Raw genomic sequence first — 16,370 nt, 5'->3', positions numbered from 1 at the left:
TCATGGCGGGGTGGCAGAGTGTTTATGCTATAAGGGGTGCAACCCTTATACAGGCCGGTTCAAATCCGCGCCCCCGCCACCAATCTCTCAATTTATTGTCTACGCCCGGGTGGTGAAATAGGTAGACACAACGGACTTAAAATCCGTCGGCCCTAAACCGGCCGTGCCGGTTCGATTCCGGCTCCGGGCACCATTTACCGCTTTTAAGCGGTTATTTTTTTGTCTATTCCAATCTCAAACCATCAATTAAAAAACATAAATATAAATAGACTAAAAAACTTCCAGTCATTTTTATTTTACTGGTTATAGCATCGTCTCATTTCATCTATTCACACCTAAATACCTCAACAGCTTTTACAAATACTCCAACAGATACACTTCTACCCTAATGAGACCTTTGCAAAATTCCTTTTCCCCAACAGCCGAAACCCAAACACAGGTTTTCGGCTGTTTCTCTCCCCCAATACCTCCTGATTTTACCCAAATACCCCCTTAATCCTCCTCGGATACCTGATAATCAGGCATCCGGGCTGCTTTTTAGGCGGCAGCGGGCGCACTTAGCCTGTTGGCCGCTTTCAACAGGTTCAAACACATCGCCTTCAGATGGCTTTGCGCACTCACTTTGAGCAGACCAAAATAGGCTGCCCGGGCATAGCGGAATTTACGGTGCAGCGTACCGAAGCTTTGTTCGACCACATAACGGGTTTTCGATAAATACTGGTTACGCTTCGTTTGATTTTCCGTCAGCGGACGGTTGCGGCAGGCTTTGCGCATAATGCCGTCCAGTAACTGATGTTCTTTCAGATGCTGCCGGTTTTCCTTACTGTCGTAGCCTTTGTCGGCATAGACGGTCGTATCTTCGGCTATCCCTTCCAGCAAAGGCAACAGGTATTTGCACTCATGGGTATTGGCGGGGGTAATGTGCAGTTTCTCGATATAGCCTTCCGCATCGGTACGGGTATGTTGTTTGTAACCGAGTCTGTAGAGGCCGTTTTTCTTTGTCCAACGGGCATCTCTGTCTTTACTCGGTGTGGTTTGGCCGCTGACTTGTCCTTCTTCATTAACTTCTATGGCCTGACGCTGTTTGCTGCCGGCGGTCTGAATAATGGTGGTGTCAATGACGGCGGCGGATGCTTTCTCTACTTTTAGGTTTTTTTCGGTCAGTTGGCGGTTAATCAGTTCCAGTAATTCGGACAGGTTGTCGTCTTGCTTCAGCCGGTTGTGGTAGCGGCATAAGGTGCTGTAATCGGGGATGCTCAACTCGTCGAAACGGCAAAACAGGTTGAAATCGATGCGGGTAATAAGGCTGTGTTCGAGTTCGGGATCGGAGAGGCTGTGCCATTGTCCGAGCAGGACGGCTTTGAACATGGACAACAGGGGATAGGCGGGACGGCCGCGGTGGTCTCGGAGGTAACGGATTCTTTGACGGTTCAGGTATTGTTCGATCGGCTGCCAATCAATCACTTGATCCAACTTCAATAGTGGGAAGCGGTCGATGTGTTTGGCAATCATGGCTTGTGCGGTTTGCCGGAAGAAGGTACTCATGAGAAATCCCCTAAATGTCTTGGTGGGAATTTAGGGGATTTGGGGGAATTTTGCAAGGGTCTCCTATTGCCTTGACGCACGGCTGCTTAGATCAAAACTTCATCTCTAAAGTAAGAGTGTAATTTCGTCCCGGTGCGGCGTAGCGGTTATACCTGCCGACATTATTGTGCCTATTGACCGCTCCTTCGGCGGTCTGCCTCACAGACTCCCAAGTGGTATACCGGTAGTTGAAGAGGTTATACACGCCTGCGCGCAGGGTCAGGTGTTTCTTGATATTGTAATATCCGGAAACATCCGTAACATACCAAGGCCGCGTCCGCCGTGATGCTGCTTTTTTAGCATTGGCATTACCGTTCAACAGCGCCTGGCTGCCGAGCAGTTCGTCAACAGATTTTGCCTTGGAATAAGTAAACATCGTATTGATGCCCCATATTCCGTCAGGATGGTCGTAACCCAAACCCAATACATATCGTGAAGGTTGGACGGCATCAAAGAGGTATGAAGTTACAAACGTCCTGTCGGCGCGTATATCGGCATCTTTGACCTTGATACGGTTATAGGCAAGCGTGGAATACAACCCGTCCGGCAACCCGCCCCATACACCGTGCCAATCGATTTTACCCAAAATATTGATACCGGCTATCCGTGCATTTTGAGCATTTCGGTATCCGGGGTCGCCAGAAGCCGAAGTTTGCCCGTTTTGAGTTCGGGTTTCATAACCGAATGCAATCAGGTCGCGATAGGCATTGTTGAAATAGCTGGCTTCCAAATTGCCGAAGTCCCCTTTAAATACAATACCTGCCTCTCTATTAAAGGATTTTTCCGGTTTCAGATCCAACGTTTTCAAAGACTCCCCGGCTCTCCAGCCGTACATTTCGGCAAACGACGGCAGACGGAAGCCCGTAGAAGCGCGATAAGTCAAATCCATCCAGGTGAAAGGTTTGAGGACTACGCCTGCGTTCCAAGAAAGGTTGCGGTGAGTACCGGTAGAGACACTATTATCTTCCGAATGCGTACTGCGGTAATCGTAACGTATGCCTGCTCCGACATCTGCCCACCTGCCCAAACGGACATTGTCTTGAACGGCTGCATAATAACCGTTGCCGCTGATATTCCTCGGTGTGCAGTCTGTATAGGTGTTATTGCCGAAACGGCATATCGGCGATGTATTGACCGTGGTCTTGCCGATAGACACCCAATACGGTTTGCCTTGGCTTCCGTTGGGCGACTGCGCCCCTTCCGGAGTTTTCGATCCATATGCCTGAACTGCGTTTTGCAGATAATAATCGCTGTGGGACAATTGCGACTTAAAGCGGTCGTACCCTAGATTGATACTCAAATTGTGACGGATTTTGGCCGTATCAAATGCCTTTTTAAATACTGCTTGGAACAGGTTTCGGCTTTCTTCATAAATCATCCGGTCGGATTTATAGAAGGAATACGGTTTATTGCCGTCGGGACGGCAATTTTTATCCGAACCGTCGTGAGAGCAATGCGTCTGCTGCAAATGGTTGTCCAAATCTATACCTTGCCGGTCATAAGAAAGTCGGGCGTAATCGGCCCAGGTATCCTTGTCAGCATTATGGTAAACATATTCGACCCCGTAGCGGTTTTTAGTATGGCGTTCATCATAAAACACGCCGGTACCGTAACCGATACCCTGCAATGTACCGCTCTCTCCCTGAACAAACAGCCTTTCGGCCTTATTATTGCCCGAATATTTGCCAAAGCCGCTCGGCGTACCGTTTCTCCGGACACTTTCATTCAGATCGGCCTCGGTAAAATAGGCAGGAACAGTCATATCCCGTGTATCAAAGGTCTGCTGCGTACGTTCAAGAACGGCTCCGACATAATGGCGGTTGTCCAAATGCCAACCCGGTCGGAACAACCATGATTGGCTGCCATACTCAAGCGGGTCCGCAAGGAAGCGGCTGGGGCCGGTATAATCCTGCGTGCTGACGGTTTTGCGCTCATCTTTGGCCAAAGCATCTTTTTTCGCATTGTCTTTACAGGCCGCATATCCATTGGGGCATTCTTCTTCGACAATGAAATTTGCGTACGTATTGGTATCCTCGACCGGCATCAGCCGGTTGAAGCTCTGCACACCCTTGCCGGCATCTTTATGCGCATGGATTTCCTGACCCCGCCGTTTGGTATAAATAAGGAGGGCTTCCGCGCCGTCGCCGCTGCGTCCGGCAAGCGCAAGGGACTGTGTCAGGGCATGGTCTTTTCCAGAATAGGCAGTTTTACTCTGAATGCCCCACTGTTTTCCCTCTCCGATAATGTCGGCTGCGGTTTTGGTTTGAAATGCGACCGAACCTGCCAATGCGCCGTTTCCGTATTCTGATGAATTCGAACCCTTGCTGATTTCGACAGCCTTGACGTTTTCATACTCGATTTCATTGATCGCGCCGCTGCTGCCTGCCGTCCTCGTCCCGCCCAATGCCGCCTGCGCGGTGTAAGACTGTATTTGCGAAACGCCGTCCACCGTTAAGGAAACGCGGTTTTTATCCATGCCGCGTATTGAATAGCCGGAACTTGCGCCCCGACCCTGTTCGACCACGGCAATACCCGGATCGTAACGGGTCAGATCTCGGATATTCAAAACCTGTTCTTTGCTTAGCGTCTCGGAAGATTTGACCAGTTTGCCCAGCCCGGTTACTTCGTTATCACGGCGGGTTTTCTGTTTTTTGGCTTTTACCTGTATGGTATCCAACTGTTTTTCCTGTGCTTGTCCGGCTTGCACATTTTCTGCATAAGCGGGCAGCGCAGTCATTAAAGACAGGCATAAAATATTGAATCGGAACAAATGTTGCTGTTGCATAGTGTTTCCCTAATCTTCGCTTTCAGACGGCATCGGAAGGAACGGTGCCGTCTGAAGCCTTATTTTCGATTGTTCGGCAGCCGTGCTTATTGCACAAGCTGTTGGCGTTTCGCACCAAATACCACTGCCGCCTTGCCGTTTTCTCCCCCCAATGTGTTTCCGGAGAACGATCCGCCCATCTCAATGGCGTTTTTGCCGTAGAAGCCACCGGATACATCCGCCTGAATGTGCGTATAGACCGGATCGATGGTACTTTTTGGATCCAATGCAAAGCCTTTTTCACCGGTTTTCGCCACACCTGAAAAACCGTTGCCCTGAATCTGGGCAGTGATGGTGAATGCAGGGTCAATGCGATCTTTCGCCGTCAGCATACCGTTGAGGGTTTTCTTGGCAAAATTCACGTCAAACTCTGCCCTATTACCACTTTCCTGATTGGAGGCTTCGCCGCTCCAGCTCGTACCGTTAACAATATATCCGTACCAAGTGCCGCGATATTTGGCGTTTGCCTCCGTCCTTGCCGCCACATCGGATACCGGAGTGCGGACACCTTGCAGGAACATATCGTCTTTATTTTCTTTTGACAGCTTCCCAAAACTCATGTAATCCAAGTTGGAACAACACACCGTTGCCTTCACGCCGTTTTGCTCAATCCCGTGTTGAAATGCCGCCTTATTGCCCTCAGACGGCAGCAGTGAAAGCTCCACGCCGTCAATCAGCAGTTTGGCCACGTTGCCGAAGCTGTCTATCTGTTTTTTCACAAAATCCGCACCGATGCGGTAAGCGTCCATAAAGGTTTCAGCCAATGGTTTTTCTGCACCGTCTTTCTGTTTCGCGCTGAATACGGCAAGCACTTTCTTATCTTTTGCCAAAAACTTACCGCCCAACTCGTCGCCCTGAGGCCCGTAGAAACCACCTTCCAGACTGTCAGAATCAGAAACGAAGGGATGACCGTTCCCAGTATCTTTATCCGCGGCCAACGCCTTACCTTTGAAGCGGTTGCCGTGCAGGTTAGCCTGAATGTCGTACCGTTTAATTTGTTTGGTTTTATTTTCGGTTTCGTTATGGGTAATCCGGTTATTGCGGTAGAGCGCGCCGGTCATGGTCTTGGCGGCGAAGTCCACCTTAAACTCGCTGGTCAGCCCGAAATCGGTCTGACCTTCCGGTGCCTCGCTTTCATTGCGCAACACATCCGCTTCCTCGGCAGACAAAGCCCCGTACCTATCCCCCGCTGGCGGACTACCCAACTGGGGAAACTTCTGTTTTCCCTTGGCATCGGTTACATAATCCCAAGTACCTTTATAAATCGCCTTGCCCGTCGGCAGAGCTTGGGAAGGATTACTGCCTTTGTAGAAAAGGTAGCCGTCCGGACCGAAAAGGGCGATATCGTTTTTGAGATCGATTTTATTGGCACCGTTGCGGTAGATATAGCCCGAGCCGACATACTTGAAAGCCGTGTATCCTTCCACACGGCTTTTGCCGTCGCCCGTTGTGATGGATTCGTTCAGCGTACCCTTATCCATCGCAAAAATCTCATTCTTTTGGCGAAACTCACCCGGCTCACCCGCACCTAATTTCTCCCAATCCGCTTCTGATAATGCCTTATGATCTTCTTTATTTTTGTACCAGTTCCGACGCGGTATTTTGGCTGCAAAACCGTAAGCAGAACGTTCGTTTTCCGCCGCCTGCGCCTCATCGGGTTTTGCCGGTTTTTCGGTCTGTTCGTCTTGATATTTCGGTGCTTCGGGCTGCGGGTTGTGCGGTTTCGTTTCCACGCTGTCCAAATCGAAACTGCCGCCGCCCGCGCAGGCAGAAAGCAGCAGCACAGGCAGGATGCCGGCTGCTTGGGCAATAAGTGATTTTTTCATATTAACTTTTTTAAAAATGATAATAGTTTGTATTGTATTAAATTAAAATGTAATTCGCAAACATTTTCTGACGTACTTTCACAAAAAAACACCCGCACATCCTTACTTCGGATATGCGGGTGCTTGAGCAAACCTTGCCTAACCCAAAGACACCATTTCAATCTGCTCCATCGTCCTACCCAAGAAACGCTCGCCGATGGTTCTGAATTTCAAAGGAATATCGCTGACGTAAAAACGGTAGTCGGGATTGTTGTTGTCGGTATTGAGTAATCCCTCCTGCGCAAGGACGCGTGCGGTTTCTTCGGCAGTCGTAATCGCGGAATCGACCAGCGCGACATTGTGCGCCTCCCTGCCGATTAAGGGCTTAAGCAAGGGAAAGTGCGTGCAGCCCAACACCAGCGTATCGATGCCGTCTGCAAGCAATGGTTTGAGGTATTCGCATACGGTCAGGCGGGTAACTTCGTGTTCCAACCAGCCCTCTTCCACCAAAGGGACGAGCAGCGGCGCAGCCTGCGTGCGGACGAGCGTATCAGGTGTAGGAAAACGTCGCGTTGTTTACACCACAGGTTGAGAAAAATAAGCCTGCAAGACCTCAAACGGCGTATCGCCGTTCAAACTGCGGTGCGGCTTCACAGTGTTATAGAAATTAACAAAGCGGCACAACTCCTTTCGCCGGTGTTCCGGACTGTCAAACAACTGTTTCTCATGCCACATCTCCATCAGGGTACGGATAACCCATTCCGCCTTACCGTTGGTCTGCGGACGGGCAACCCGGGTAAACTTTTGACCAATCCCGTTCTCATACTCCAGTAGATACACTTCTACCCTAATGAAAACTTAGTTTTAAAAAACGTTATTTCCATTTTTATCGAATAAAGGCAAATTTATAATTTTAAAATCTCCCAAAATGATGAGGCCGTCTGAAAATTCTTTTTCAGACGGCCTCATCATTTAAGCAAAAGGAATTAAACCAAGTTCTCCAGCATCCATTTAACGTAACGGCTGACACCTTGTTTTACATCCAAGAATTCTTCTTTATACCCGGCTTCGCGCAGCTTGGTGATGTCGGCTTGGGTAAAGCTTTGGTATTTGCCTTTGAGCGCGTCGGGAAATGGGATGTAGCGGATAAGTTCTTCTTCTACCAGCTCTTTCAAGCTCATTTCAGGTTTGCCTTCGGCGGCGCGGCAGGCGTTGACGGTGGCGGCGGCGAGTTCGTTGAACTGTTGGCTGCGGCCGGTGCCGAGGTTGTAGATGCCGGAAAGTTCGGGATGGTCGAAGAAGTAGAGGTTGACTTTGGCGACATCTTCGACGCTGACGAAGTCGCGGGTTTGTTCGCCGTTGCCGTAGCCGTCGTTTGAACCGAACAGGTTGACGTAACCGTGTTCGCGGTATTGGTGGAAATGGTGGAAGGCAACGGATGCCATTCGGCCTTTGTGTTGTTCGTGTTGTCCGTAAACGTTGAAGTAGCGGAAGCCGACAACTTGGGCGGTCAAGCCTTCTTTCATGCGGCGGCGCAATACTTGGTCAAACAGGAATTTGGAGTAGCCGTACACGTTGAGCGGTTTTTCCAGTTCGCGCTCTTCGCGGAAGATTTCGCCTTTGCCGTACACGGCGGCACTGGAAGCATAAAGGAAAGGGATGCGTTCGTCCTGACACCAGTCCAGCAAATCCAGCGTGTACTGGTAGTTGTTTTCCATCATATACAAACCATCGTGGTTCATGGTATCGGAACACGCGCCTTGGTGGAACACGGCTTCGATATTTTGATAAGGTAAAATGTGCTCCCTCACTTGGCGGATGAATTCGTGTTTGTCGAGATAATGGGCGATTTCGCACTCGGCAAGGTTTTTGAATTTTTCGCCTTTTGTCAGATTATCGACGGCAACAATGTCGGTAATACCGCGCTGGTTAAGTGCTTTGACGATGTTGCTGCCGATAAAGCCGGCCGCGCCTGTTACGATGATGGTCATATTGGGTTTCCTTTGTTTTGACTTTTCAGACGGCGTTGGAAAACACCCTGCCGCCCGGAAATAAAAATTTGTTGCCTCAATGATTTGCCTATACCGGCTTCAGACGGCGTTTAAACTTTTGAGGCCGTCTGAAACAGCAATTACTGCTCTTCCAATGCCTTGTTCAACTCGTCAAACGAGCAGACCGCCGTACCGAGTTTCGCCACGACAACCCCTGCCGCAGTATTGGCAAGGTGCATGGCTTCAGGCATCGTGCAGCCTGCCGCCAGCCCCAAGCCCATTCCGGCAATAACGGTGTCGCCTGCACCGGATACGTCGTAAACTTCTTGGGCGCGGGTGGGCTGGTAAATGGGTTCGCCTTCGCTGAACAAGGTCATGCCTTCTTCGCTTCGGGTCAGTAAAACGGCGGTCAAGTCGAGGTGGCGGCGCAGGTTTTGGGCTTTTTCGGTCAAATCATTTTCGTTTTTCCAACTGCCGACCACTTCTTTCAATTCGGCGCGGTTGGGCGTAATCAGTGTGGCGCCGGCGTATTTTTCGTAATCGTCGCCTTTGGGGTCGATTAATACAGTTTTGCCCGCGTGTTTCGCCCAATCGATCATATCGGAGATGTGCAACAGGCCGCCTTTGCCGTAGTCTGAAAAAATGATTGCGTCGTATTCGGGCAAGATTTCGCGGTATTTCCGCTTGATTTGCTCCAACACTTCGCGGTTGGGATGTTCTTCAAAATCAAGGCGGATAAGCTGCTGGTTGCGGGCGATGACGCGCAGTTTGACGGTGGTGGCGATTTGTTTGTCGCGCATCAGATAGGAGGTAACGCCGTCCTGCACCATCAGCGCGTCGAGCGCGTCGGCGGCTTCGTCGTCGCCGGTTACCGACAACAGCCCTGCCCTGCCGCCCAACGAAGCGATGTTGCGCGCGACGTTCGCCGCTCCGCCCGCCCGTTGGTCGATACGTCCGATTTTCGCCACCGGCACAGGTGCTTCGGGCGAAATTCGGGACACGTCGCCGAACCAATAGCGGTCGAGCATCACGTCGCCGACAACCAGGACTTTGGCTTGCGCGAAACGGGATTTGAGGGTTTCTTGTTGAAACTTGGCGGGCATTTTATGCACTCCAAAATAAGTTATTTTTTGTGTGTGAAAACTTCACTGTATTCTCAGTAATTATCTGACAAATTTACTGATTAATAATAAAATCCGGCTTTTTATTATTCTTCAAAGTCAAAAGGAGACCAATCGGTAACAGGTGAAAAGTAATCCTCTCCTTCTTTTTTCTCAAAAACACTGCCTATATCCGCCCAAAACAGCTCCCCAACATCTGCTTGATAATGAGTAAGCCGCGTCAAACTATGAAAGGAGAAGTTATCAGGGTTATTCGAGTATTCATCATCTTCTGTTCCGGAAAATACCCGCCATCCGCTATCAAATGGTAAATCCCCTTGATGTTCCCGATACATAAATTTAATAGGAAGCCCCTCTTCGACAATTTTATGCGACACAATCGCATACCATCCGACAGGGGTATCCTTTACAAGCAAATCATCTTCCGGAAAGGCATCATAATCAAAAATATTGCTCACATCTGAACCACATTGAGACATTGGATAAATTCCTTTCTAAGCTGAAATTTTCTGGTTATTTATCTACCGTATCAAAGTGAGGCAGTTTCTTTGAACAGCATCAAACTTGTTGATGTTTAAGCATTTGCCACGCGGTTCACTTCGCGCAATACGGCTACCGGATCGGCGGCTTGGGTAACGGGGCGGCCCATCACCAGATAAGTCGAACCTGCCGCCAAGGCTTCGGCCGGTGTCATAATGCGGCGTTGGTCGTCGTTGTTGCCGGCAACGTCCAAGCGGATGCCGGGCGTGACCAAGACAAAATCCTGCCCCAATTCGCGGCGCAGCGGCGCGGCTTCTTGGGCGGAACAGACCACGCCGTCCAAGCCCGAACTTTGCGCCAGTTTCGCCAAACGGATGACTTGTTCTTCAGGGGCGATGTTCAAACCGATTTCCGCCAAATCGCTTTGCTCCATACTGGTCAACACGGTTACGCCGATCAAGAGCGGCTTCGTGCCGTATCCGGCAACGGCTTCGGCGGCGGCTTCCATCATACGGCGGCCGCCTGAGGCATGCATATCGACCATCCACACGCCCATGTCGGCGGCAACTTTGCAGGCTTGCGCGACGGTGTGGGGAATATCGTGGTATTTCAAATCGAGGAAAAGTTTGAAACCTTGATTGATTAAGCTTTCCGCCAAATTGCGCCCGGTTGCGGTAAACAGCTCTTTGCCGATTTTGATTTGACACAATGTCGGGTCAAGATTGCGGACAAATCCGAGCGTGTCTTTTTCGTTGGCAAAATCAAGGGCGACGATGACGGGGGTGCGTTGTTGCGGAGTTTGGAAATCGGAGATCAAGGGATTCATAAGATGCCTGCGGATAAACGGTTATAGCTTCGATTTTAACAGCTTTTGTACACAAAAGGCCGTCTGAAAATATTTTTTCAGACGGCCTCATGATTTTACTTTGGCAAAACTTATTTGCCCAAACCTTTCAATACTTCTGCTTTCACGGCTTCTACTGCTTGGGTACCGTCGACTTTGATGTATTTAGGCGCGTGTTCACCTTCCAGTTTGCTGTAAAAATCGACCAGCACTTCGGTTTGCTCGTGGTAAACGGCAAGGCGTTTTTTCACGGTTTCTTCTTTGTCGTCGTCGCGCTGAATCAAATCTTCGCCGGTTACGTCGTCTTTGCCTTCGACCTTGGGCGGATTGTAGGTAACGTGGTAAGTACGGCCGGAAGCCAAATGCACGCGGCGGCCGCTCATGCGGTCGACAATCACGCTGTCGGGTACGTCGATTTCAACCACGGCATCCAAATCCACACCTGCTTCAACTATGGCTTCGGCTTGTGCCAATGTGCGTGGGAAACCGTCAAACAGGAAACCGTTTTTGCAGTCGTCTTGGGCAATGCGCTCTTTAACCATGCCGATGATGATGTCATCGCGTACCAAACCACCTTCATCAATGATTTTTTTTGCTTCCAAACCCAGCGGAGTGCCTGCTTTGATGGCAGCGCGGAGCATATCGCCGGTAGAGATTTGAGGAATGCCGAATGCAGCAGTGATGAATTGAGCCTGTGTGCCTTTGCCGGCGCCTGGTGCGCCCAACAATAATACTTTCATGATGAGTCCTTTTGGTTGACGGATTTAATGTTCAGATAATTTTACACGGCTTGTGTTTATCGTTCAAAACTTCAGACGGCCTCTTTCGGGCCGAAATGCTTCCATGCATCGTCGCGCATTTCGATAAACCATGAGTCTTCGGGGAATCGCTCTATCGCGTCTTTCAAAGTAGAAAGCAAGTTTTGCGATAAGGCTTTCGCCAAATATTCTTCCTCATTGGCTTCGGCTGCTTTGTCAGGCTGCTGCGCCAGACCGATTGCACGGGTTTGGTGGCCATGAGCCAAATAGTTGAGCGCAATGATTTTTTGTGCCCAAAGCTGCGGAATATCCGGATTGTCTTGCAGCAATACCGACAAAATCGATACGGCAACGGTCAAGCGTCCGCCGTTCATACGCAAGTCCAACGACTGGTTGGGCGGCAAAGTGCTGAGCATTTCTGCCATGCGGAACCAGAACTCGCCGCTGGCCTGCTCCGGCGCTTCTATTTTCAGCATGTCATAGTTGAATTCTTGCTCGTCTTCTCTTACCAGCTTCGCCACGTCGGCAAGCAATTTTTGTTCTTCACGGCTTAAATGAATGAAATCATTCATGTTTTTTCCTTTCAGACGGCCTTAAGATTTAAACGCAACACGTACTCTGTCCAAATCTTCCTGCGTATCCACACCGGCAGCAGGCGCTTCTTGGGTGATTTCAACAGCAATCGGATAACCGTGCCACAGGACGCGCAACTGTTCCAGCGATTCGATGGTTTCCAAAGGAGAAACATCCATTTCCGAATAGCGTTGTAGAAAGCCTGCACGATAGGCATAAATGCCGATATGGCGCAAAACGGCTGTTTCGGAAGGCAATTCGCGTTTTTCGGCACGCATCACATCACGCGGATAAGGAATCGGAGCGCGGCTGAAATAGATGGCGTTGCGGTTTTTATCGAGGATAACTTTGACGACATTGGGATTCATAAACTCGTCAAAATCGTGCAATTCGTGGGCGGCGGTTGCCATTTGTACATTGTTTTCAACCAAAACTTCGGCTGTACGGTTGATAAGCTCGGGATCGATTAAAGGTTCGTCGCCTTGTACGTTCACAACAATCAGATGCTGCGGCAGTTTCAGCGTATTGGCCGCTTCGGCAAGGCGCGTTGTACCGCTTTCATGTTGATTGGAAGTCATGACCACTTCGACACCATGCGCCTGACAGGCCGTCTGAATATCGGGATGGTCGGTGGCAACGACAACACGCACGGCCTTGCTTTTCGCCGCCTGCTCGGCGACGCGTACAACCATCGGTTTACCGTGAATATCGGCCAAAGCCTTTCCCGGCAGACGTGAAGAATCCAACCGCGCCGGAATCAATACGACAAATTCGGTCATGCTTTCAGTTCCTCTTCACTCAACGCTCGTGCTTCGTTTTCCAACATATAAGGGATGCCGTCACGAATCGGATAAGCCAGCTTCGCCTGACGGCTCCACAATTCCTGTTTATCTTGATGGTATTCGAGTTTGCCTTTGGTCACAGGACAAACGAGGATGTCTAAGAATTTTTTTTCCATGGGGGTTACTTTCGGGTTTGATGGTTTTAGCGAAACTCGTTTCGCTCGTTTTCAGACGACCTCAAGCGGCATTATTATTTCCGTGCCGGTTTTTGGGGTTGCGTTGAGCAGGCTGGGGCAGGATTTTTGCCGCTGCACATAATTTGCTGGATTTCTCGGACTAATTTTTCGTTTTGATTTGATTTTTCGTATTTTTCGGCAATGATGTTCATTGTCGGATTCATCGTTGCCTCAAGATAGCGCGGCATTTTATCGAGTATTGATTGACCTACCTCCGTGCCGTAAAAGCCAATCAACGCATCGACTTCTTCCTGAGTAAGAACTGTTTTTATGCCGTCCATAGTTGCTTTATGTAATTGGGCACGCACTTTCGGGGTATTGATTTCGGCAGCTATTTGATTTGCATGATTTTTCAAGGCTGCCTCCAACTGAGGACGCTTGTCCGCCGGCGCATCTTTCAAAAAATTCTGTATCTTCGGATTAGCAAGTATAAGGCCTCCAACCTTTTGGAAAGATTGATCCAACAGAGCGTCCATCCTCTGCACTTCAAACAGACGCTCCAGCGACGCATCGCTGGGTGTAGCGGCAAACGCATTGGCACACAAGGCCAAAGCAGCAAAAGGCAACAATAAAGTTTTCAATTTCATTTTTTCTACCTACTTAATAAATATCAATATTTTCAGACGGCCTGCACACTATTTGGCACATTCCGAAGAATGTTTATTGCCCTTGCACAAAATATCGCGCGTTTACGCCTTGAAAGCAGGCGTATATTTCTTGCTTGCGTTGATATAGTTGTTGCTCATTGTCTTTTCAACAATCTCATCATTCAATTTGTCGAAACGTTCCATCTTTTCAAAGGCAGACTTACCGGCTCCATGCTCAAACAATTTTGCCATGCTGTCCACGTCTGCTTGGCTCAGCACATTGTCAATATCTCCGCCATTCTGTCTGAGATGATTGATTTTTTTTTCAAAATACCCTTACCCCGAGGGGAAGAGAAAAAGCGGTTGAGTACATCGACTTCTTCTTGTGTAAATACTTTCTGTACGGCACGCTTTTCTTCATCTAGCCATTGTTTTTTTCAACTCTGGGCGGCTCAAATCGTCTTGCATGTTTTTTATATAACGACTGATGACTGCCTTCATCTGCGCTTTTTGAGCTTTGGGCGTCATCGTTAACAAGCGTTCATTGTCTTCTTTATTCACCATCTCCAAAGAACATTGCACTTTCTCGCTATAATTATTGCTTATCCCTTGAATCTCCAACCATTTCATTGCAGATTCATCACTTGGTTTAGCAGCCAGGCTTTGAGTAGATACAAATAAAGCTGCACAAGCGACCAACAAATATTTTAAGAACCTGTATTCACAAACAACTATTTGATAAATTTTAATATTTGTGAAATATACCCTAGTTTGACAAAATTTTCAGCAGATAAATTCGTCTGCTCAAAATCTTTTGCCAAACGTCGAGACCAACCTAACCATGCAAACGTTCGTTCTACAATCCAACGTTTGGGCAGAATATGCCAAGAAATATCTTGAATTTTCTTTGAAATCTCAACAGTTAAACCCAATTGCTCCGATACTTCGCGCTCAAATGTATTCCGATAACCTGCGTCTGCACAGAAACCTTTTAAACCAGGATAGGTCTCAAACGCTTTTTTTGCTGCAAAAATACCTGCTTTTGTGTCATGAATATTGGCTGCATGAACCACAACAGACAATAGGTTACCCAACGTATCAACAGCTATATGTCGCTTACGGCCTTTGATTTTTTTACCTCCGTCAAAACCTTTATCATGTGCGCCGGAAGCTGTTTTGACACTTTGCGAATCAATAATGGCATAAGTCGGCATCGCTTGTTTTTGATGGATTAAACGTTTTTTTGAACCAATGCCAAAAGAATCCTATCCCATAAGCCTGATTGGTTGGCTCTGCGATAGAAACTCCATACGGTCGGATAAGGTGGAAAATCATTGGGCAGCATACGCCATTGGCAACCTGTTTTGGTAATGTACAAAACGGCATTCACTCATTTACGTTTATCCCATTTGTAGTGGCGTAGCCGGTTAAAATGTGGCTCAATCGCTTGCCATTGGGCATCTGTTAAGTCTGTTGGGTAGGATTTCCTAGTCATAAAGATATTTTATCATTTTTGTGAATACAGGTTCTAAATTCATGATTTGCTCCTATCGCGTAGTTTGAAGATCATCTTTAAAACATCTGTAAAACATCTATAAGCATTTAGATTGAAACATTCGCGGATACAAACGCCGCTAAGTCCGGCTCAATTATCGCATAAACAGGCAAGACCCACACATGATTCAGGCCGTGGCCGTCTGAAAATTTGACCGCATCCTTTTCCGTGATAATCACCACATCTGCATTCGGTAAATCCGCGGCCGTAATATCTGCATGATCAGGCAAGGCAACGGTTTGTTTTAAAGCAATATTCATGCTTTGCAACGTATTAAAAAAACGCTCCGGCTTGGCGATACCGGCGACGGCGGCGACGGTTTGACTTCCCAAACCCGCCAAATCCAATTTTTCAGACGGCCTGTTCAAACGGTGAATCTGCCCTGTTTCAATATGGCTGGCAAACATATTTTCAGACGGCCTGAATGCCGTATCTGCTTGCCCCCCGCTGACGACGACCGCATCAACGGAAGCCAACCGAGACAAAGGTTCGCGCAAGCTGCCGTTGGGCAGTAAATCCAAATTGGTGCGACCAGTATCTGCCGCCGGGAATACGGCAATTTCCATATCGCGTTGCAAGGCATAATGTTGCAAGCCGTCGTCGGCCACAATCAATTCAAGCTCCGGATGCGCCGCAAGCAATGCCCTGCCTGCTTCTACACGGCTGCTGCCTACCGCCGTCGGCGCACCGGTTTGGCGAAACAGCAATAAAGGCTCGTCGCCTGCATCTGCCGCACTGCTGGCTGTATTCAATACATGAACCGCCTTGCTCTTGCGCCCGTAACCTCGGCTGATGATGCCGACCTTAACGCCCTTTTCCTGCAAACCCGACACCAGCGCGGCGACTATCGGCGTTTTCCCTGTTCCGCCTGCATGGATATTGCCGACCACCACCACAGGCACAGGCAATTTTTCGCTTTTCAGACGGCCTGAAACAAAATCATCACGCCGTTTCGCTGCAACTTTGGCAAACAGCTTGGACAATGGTTTTAACAGCAAAGACAAAAACGGATTGGGGGATTGCCAATGGCGTTCGATAATTTGGTGGAGTTTGGGCATACGCACGGCTTTTGAAGCGAAAATCAAACGATAATATAACACAAGCCCGCCCAGACAAGGCCGTCTGAACATGCGGCTTTGATAATATTAAAACAAAGGGCGCAAGTTTCATGAAAACGAATACAACGAATGGCTCTAAAACCCTTATAATTCAGCTTTCCCAAATTTTTCC

17 protein-coding genes, 2 tRNA genes and 3 pseudogenes are annotated in these 16,370 nt (G+C 48.8%); 2 read left to right on the top strand and 20 right to left on the bottom strand.

All coding sequences use genetic code 11. The features are described from left to right. Nucleotides 1–4 precede the first annotated feature (4 nt). Together FAH67_RS11485 and FAH67_RS02470 are read left to right on the top strand one after the other, a co-directional pair. Nucleotides 5–82, top strand: a tRNA-Cys gene (locus FAH67_RS11485). 21 nt (nucleotides 83–103) lie between these two features. Further along, nucleotides 104–193 (top strand) — tRNA-Leu (locus FAH67_RS02470). Nucleotides 194–537: 344 nt separating this feature from the next. On the opposite strand, the gene FAH67_RS02460 is transcribed toward FAH67_RS02470, so the two are convergent. From FAH67_RS02460 to lpxK, 20 genes and pseudogenes are all read right to left on the bottom strand, one after another. Then, entirely contained in the window at nucleotides 538–1,545 is a 1,008-nt protein-coding gene (locus FAH67_RS02460) for an IS5 family transposase (RefSeq protein ID WP_112890728.1), read from the bottom strand. 91 nt (nucleotides 1,546–1,636) lie between these two features. Then, the gene (locus FAH67_RS02455; RefSeq protein ID WP_039863556.1) at nucleotides 1,637–4,369 is read right to left on the bottom strand and encodes a lactoferrin/transferrin family TonB-dependent receptor; all 2,733 of its coding nucleotides are present in this window, start codon (nucleotides 4,367–4,369) and stop codon (nucleotides 1,637–1,639) included. 86 nt (nucleotides 4,370–4,455) lie between these two features. Continuing rightward, a complete protein-coding gene (locus FAH67_RS02450; RefSeq protein ID WP_003679542.1) occupies nucleotides 4,456–6,234 on the bottom strand; it encodes a transferrin-binding protein-like solute binding protein in 1,779 nt (592 codons plus the stop codon). A gap of 138 nt (nucleotides 6,235–6,372) precedes the next feature. Next, nucleotides 6,373–6,768: pseudogene (locus tag FAH67_RS02445) on the bottom strand (aspartate/glutamate racemase family protein); the annotation flags it as partial. Then, nucleotides 6,764–7,038: pseudogene (locus tag FAH67_RS02440) on the bottom strand (integrase core domain-containing protein); the annotation flags it as partial. The pseudogenes FAH67_RS02440 and FAH67_RS02445, both read right to left, overlap by 5 nt. A 161-nt stretch (nucleotides 7,039–7,199) precedes the next feature. Beyond that, nucleotides 7,200–8,204, bottom strand: a complete 1,005-nt coding sequence (gene rfaD, locus FAH67_RS02435) for an ADP-glyceromanno-heptose 6-epimerase (protein ID WP_003679536.1) — start codon at nucleotides 8,202–8,204, stop codon at nucleotides 7,200–7,202. A 140-nt stretch (nucleotides 8,205–8,344) separates the two neighbouring features. Then, nucleotides 8,345–9,307 carry an ADP-heptose synthase gene (gene hldA, locus FAH67_RS02430; RefSeq protein WP_003679535.1) on the bottom strand — a complete coding sequence of 321 codons (963 nt, stop codon included), beginning with the start codon at nucleotides 9,305–9,307 and terminating at the stop codon, nucleotides 8,345–8,347. A gap of 104 nt (nucleotides 9,308–9,411) precedes the next feature. Next, nucleotides 9,412–9,804, bottom strand: a complete 393-nt coding sequence (locus tag FAH67_RS02425; RefSeq protein ID WP_003679533.1) for a DUF2185 domain-containing protein — start codon at nucleotides 9,802–9,804, stop codon at nucleotides 9,412–9,414. Between the two features lie 95 nt (nucleotides 9,805–9,899). After that, nucleotides 9,900–10,631 carry an orotidine-5'-phosphate decarboxylase gene (gene pyrF, locus FAH67_RS02420; protein WP_003679531.1) on the bottom strand — a complete coding sequence of 244 codons (732 nt, stop codon included), beginning with the start codon at nucleotides 10,629–10,631 and terminating at the stop codon, nucleotides 9,900–9,902. Nucleotides 10,632–10,741: 110 nt separating this feature from the next. After that, nucleotides 10,742–11,389 (bottom strand): adenylate kinase, encoded by a 648-nt coding sequence (gene adk / locus FAH67_RS02415; protein WP_003679530.1) that lies wholly within the window; start codon nucleotides 11,387–11,389, stop codon nucleotides 10,742–10,744. Between the two features lie 71 nt (nucleotides 11,390–11,460). Then, nucleotides 11,461–11,979: a hypothetical protein gene (locus FAH67_RS02410; protein ID WP_003679528.1), complete on the bottom strand. Its 519-nt coding sequence runs from the start codon at nucleotides 11,977–11,979 to the stop codon at nucleotides 11,461–11,463. Between the two features lie 21 nt (nucleotides 11,980–12,000). Beyond that, the gene (gene kdsB, locus FAH67_RS02405) at nucleotides 12,001–12,759 is read right to left on the bottom strand and encodes a 3-deoxy-manno-octulosonate cytidylyltransferase (protein ID WP_003679526.1); all 759 of its coding nucleotides are present in this window, start codon (nucleotides 12,757–12,759) and stop codon (nucleotides 12,001–12,003) included. Then, nucleotides 12,756–12,938: a Trm112 family protein gene (locus tag FAH67_RS02400; protein WP_003679524.1), complete on the bottom strand. Its 183-nt coding sequence runs from the start codon at nucleotides 12,936–12,938 to the stop codon at nucleotides 12,756–12,758. The genes kdsB and FAH67_RS02400 overlap by 4 nt, the downstream gene beginning before the upstream one ends. Before the next feature lie 74 nt (nucleotides 12,939–13,012). Continuing rightward, the gene (locus FAH67_RS02395; protein WP_003679523.1) at nucleotides 13,013–13,585 is read right to left on the bottom strand and encodes a DUF2059 domain-containing protein; all 573 of its coding nucleotides are present in this window, start codon (nucleotides 13,583–13,585) and stop codon (nucleotides 13,013–13,015) included. A gap of 102 nt (nucleotides 13,586–13,687) precedes the next feature. Then, the gene (locus FAH67_RS12010) at nucleotides 13,688–13,837 is read right to left on the bottom strand and encodes a hypothetical protein (protein ID WP_232500793.1); all 150 of its coding nucleotides are present in this window, start codon (nucleotides 13,835–13,837) and stop codon (nucleotides 13,688–13,690) included. Nucleotides 13,838–13,857: 20 nt separating this feature from the next. Next, nucleotides 13,858–13,935: pseudogene (locus FAH67_RS12005) on the bottom strand (hypothetical protein); the annotation flags it as partial. A 67-nt stretch (nucleotides 13,936–14,002) separates the two neighbouring features. Further along, complete coding sequence (locus tag FAH67_RS12000; RefSeq protein WP_244284781.1) at nucleotides 14,003–14,284, bottom strand: hypothetical protein; 282 nt, start codon at nucleotides 14,282–14,284, stop codon at nucleotides 14,003–14,005. A gap of 32 nt (nucleotides 14,285–14,316) precedes the next feature. Continuing rightward, the gene (locus FAH67_RS11740) at nucleotides 14,317–14,799 is read right to left on the bottom strand and encodes an IS5 family transposase (protein WP_112890680.1); all 483 of its coding nucleotides are present in this window, start codon (nucleotides 14,797–14,799) and stop codon (nucleotides 14,317–14,319) included. Between the two features lie 17 nt (nucleotides 14,800–14,816). After that, nucleotides 14,817–14,975 (bottom strand): transposase, encoded by a 159-nt coding sequence (locus FAH67_RS11735; RefSeq protein WP_112890726.1) that lies wholly within the window; start codon nucleotides 14,973–14,975, stop codon nucleotides 14,817–14,819. 212 nt (nucleotides 14,976–15,187) lie between these two features. After that, nucleotides 15,188–16,198, bottom strand: a complete 1,011-nt coding sequence (gene lpxK / locus FAH67_RS02375; RefSeq protein WP_003680957.1) for a tetraacyldisaccharide 4'-kinase — start codon at nucleotides 16,196–16,198, stop codon at nucleotides 15,188–15,190. Nucleotides 16,199–16,370: the final 172 nt, after the last annotated feature.

The sequence above is a fragment of the Neisseria flavescens genome, from assembly GCF_005221285.1.
GTDB lineage: Bacteria > Pseudomonadota > Gammaproteobacteria > Burkholderiales > Neisseriaceae > Neisseria > Neisseria flavescens.
This window is presented reverse-complemented; position numbering and strand designations above follow the sequence as displayed.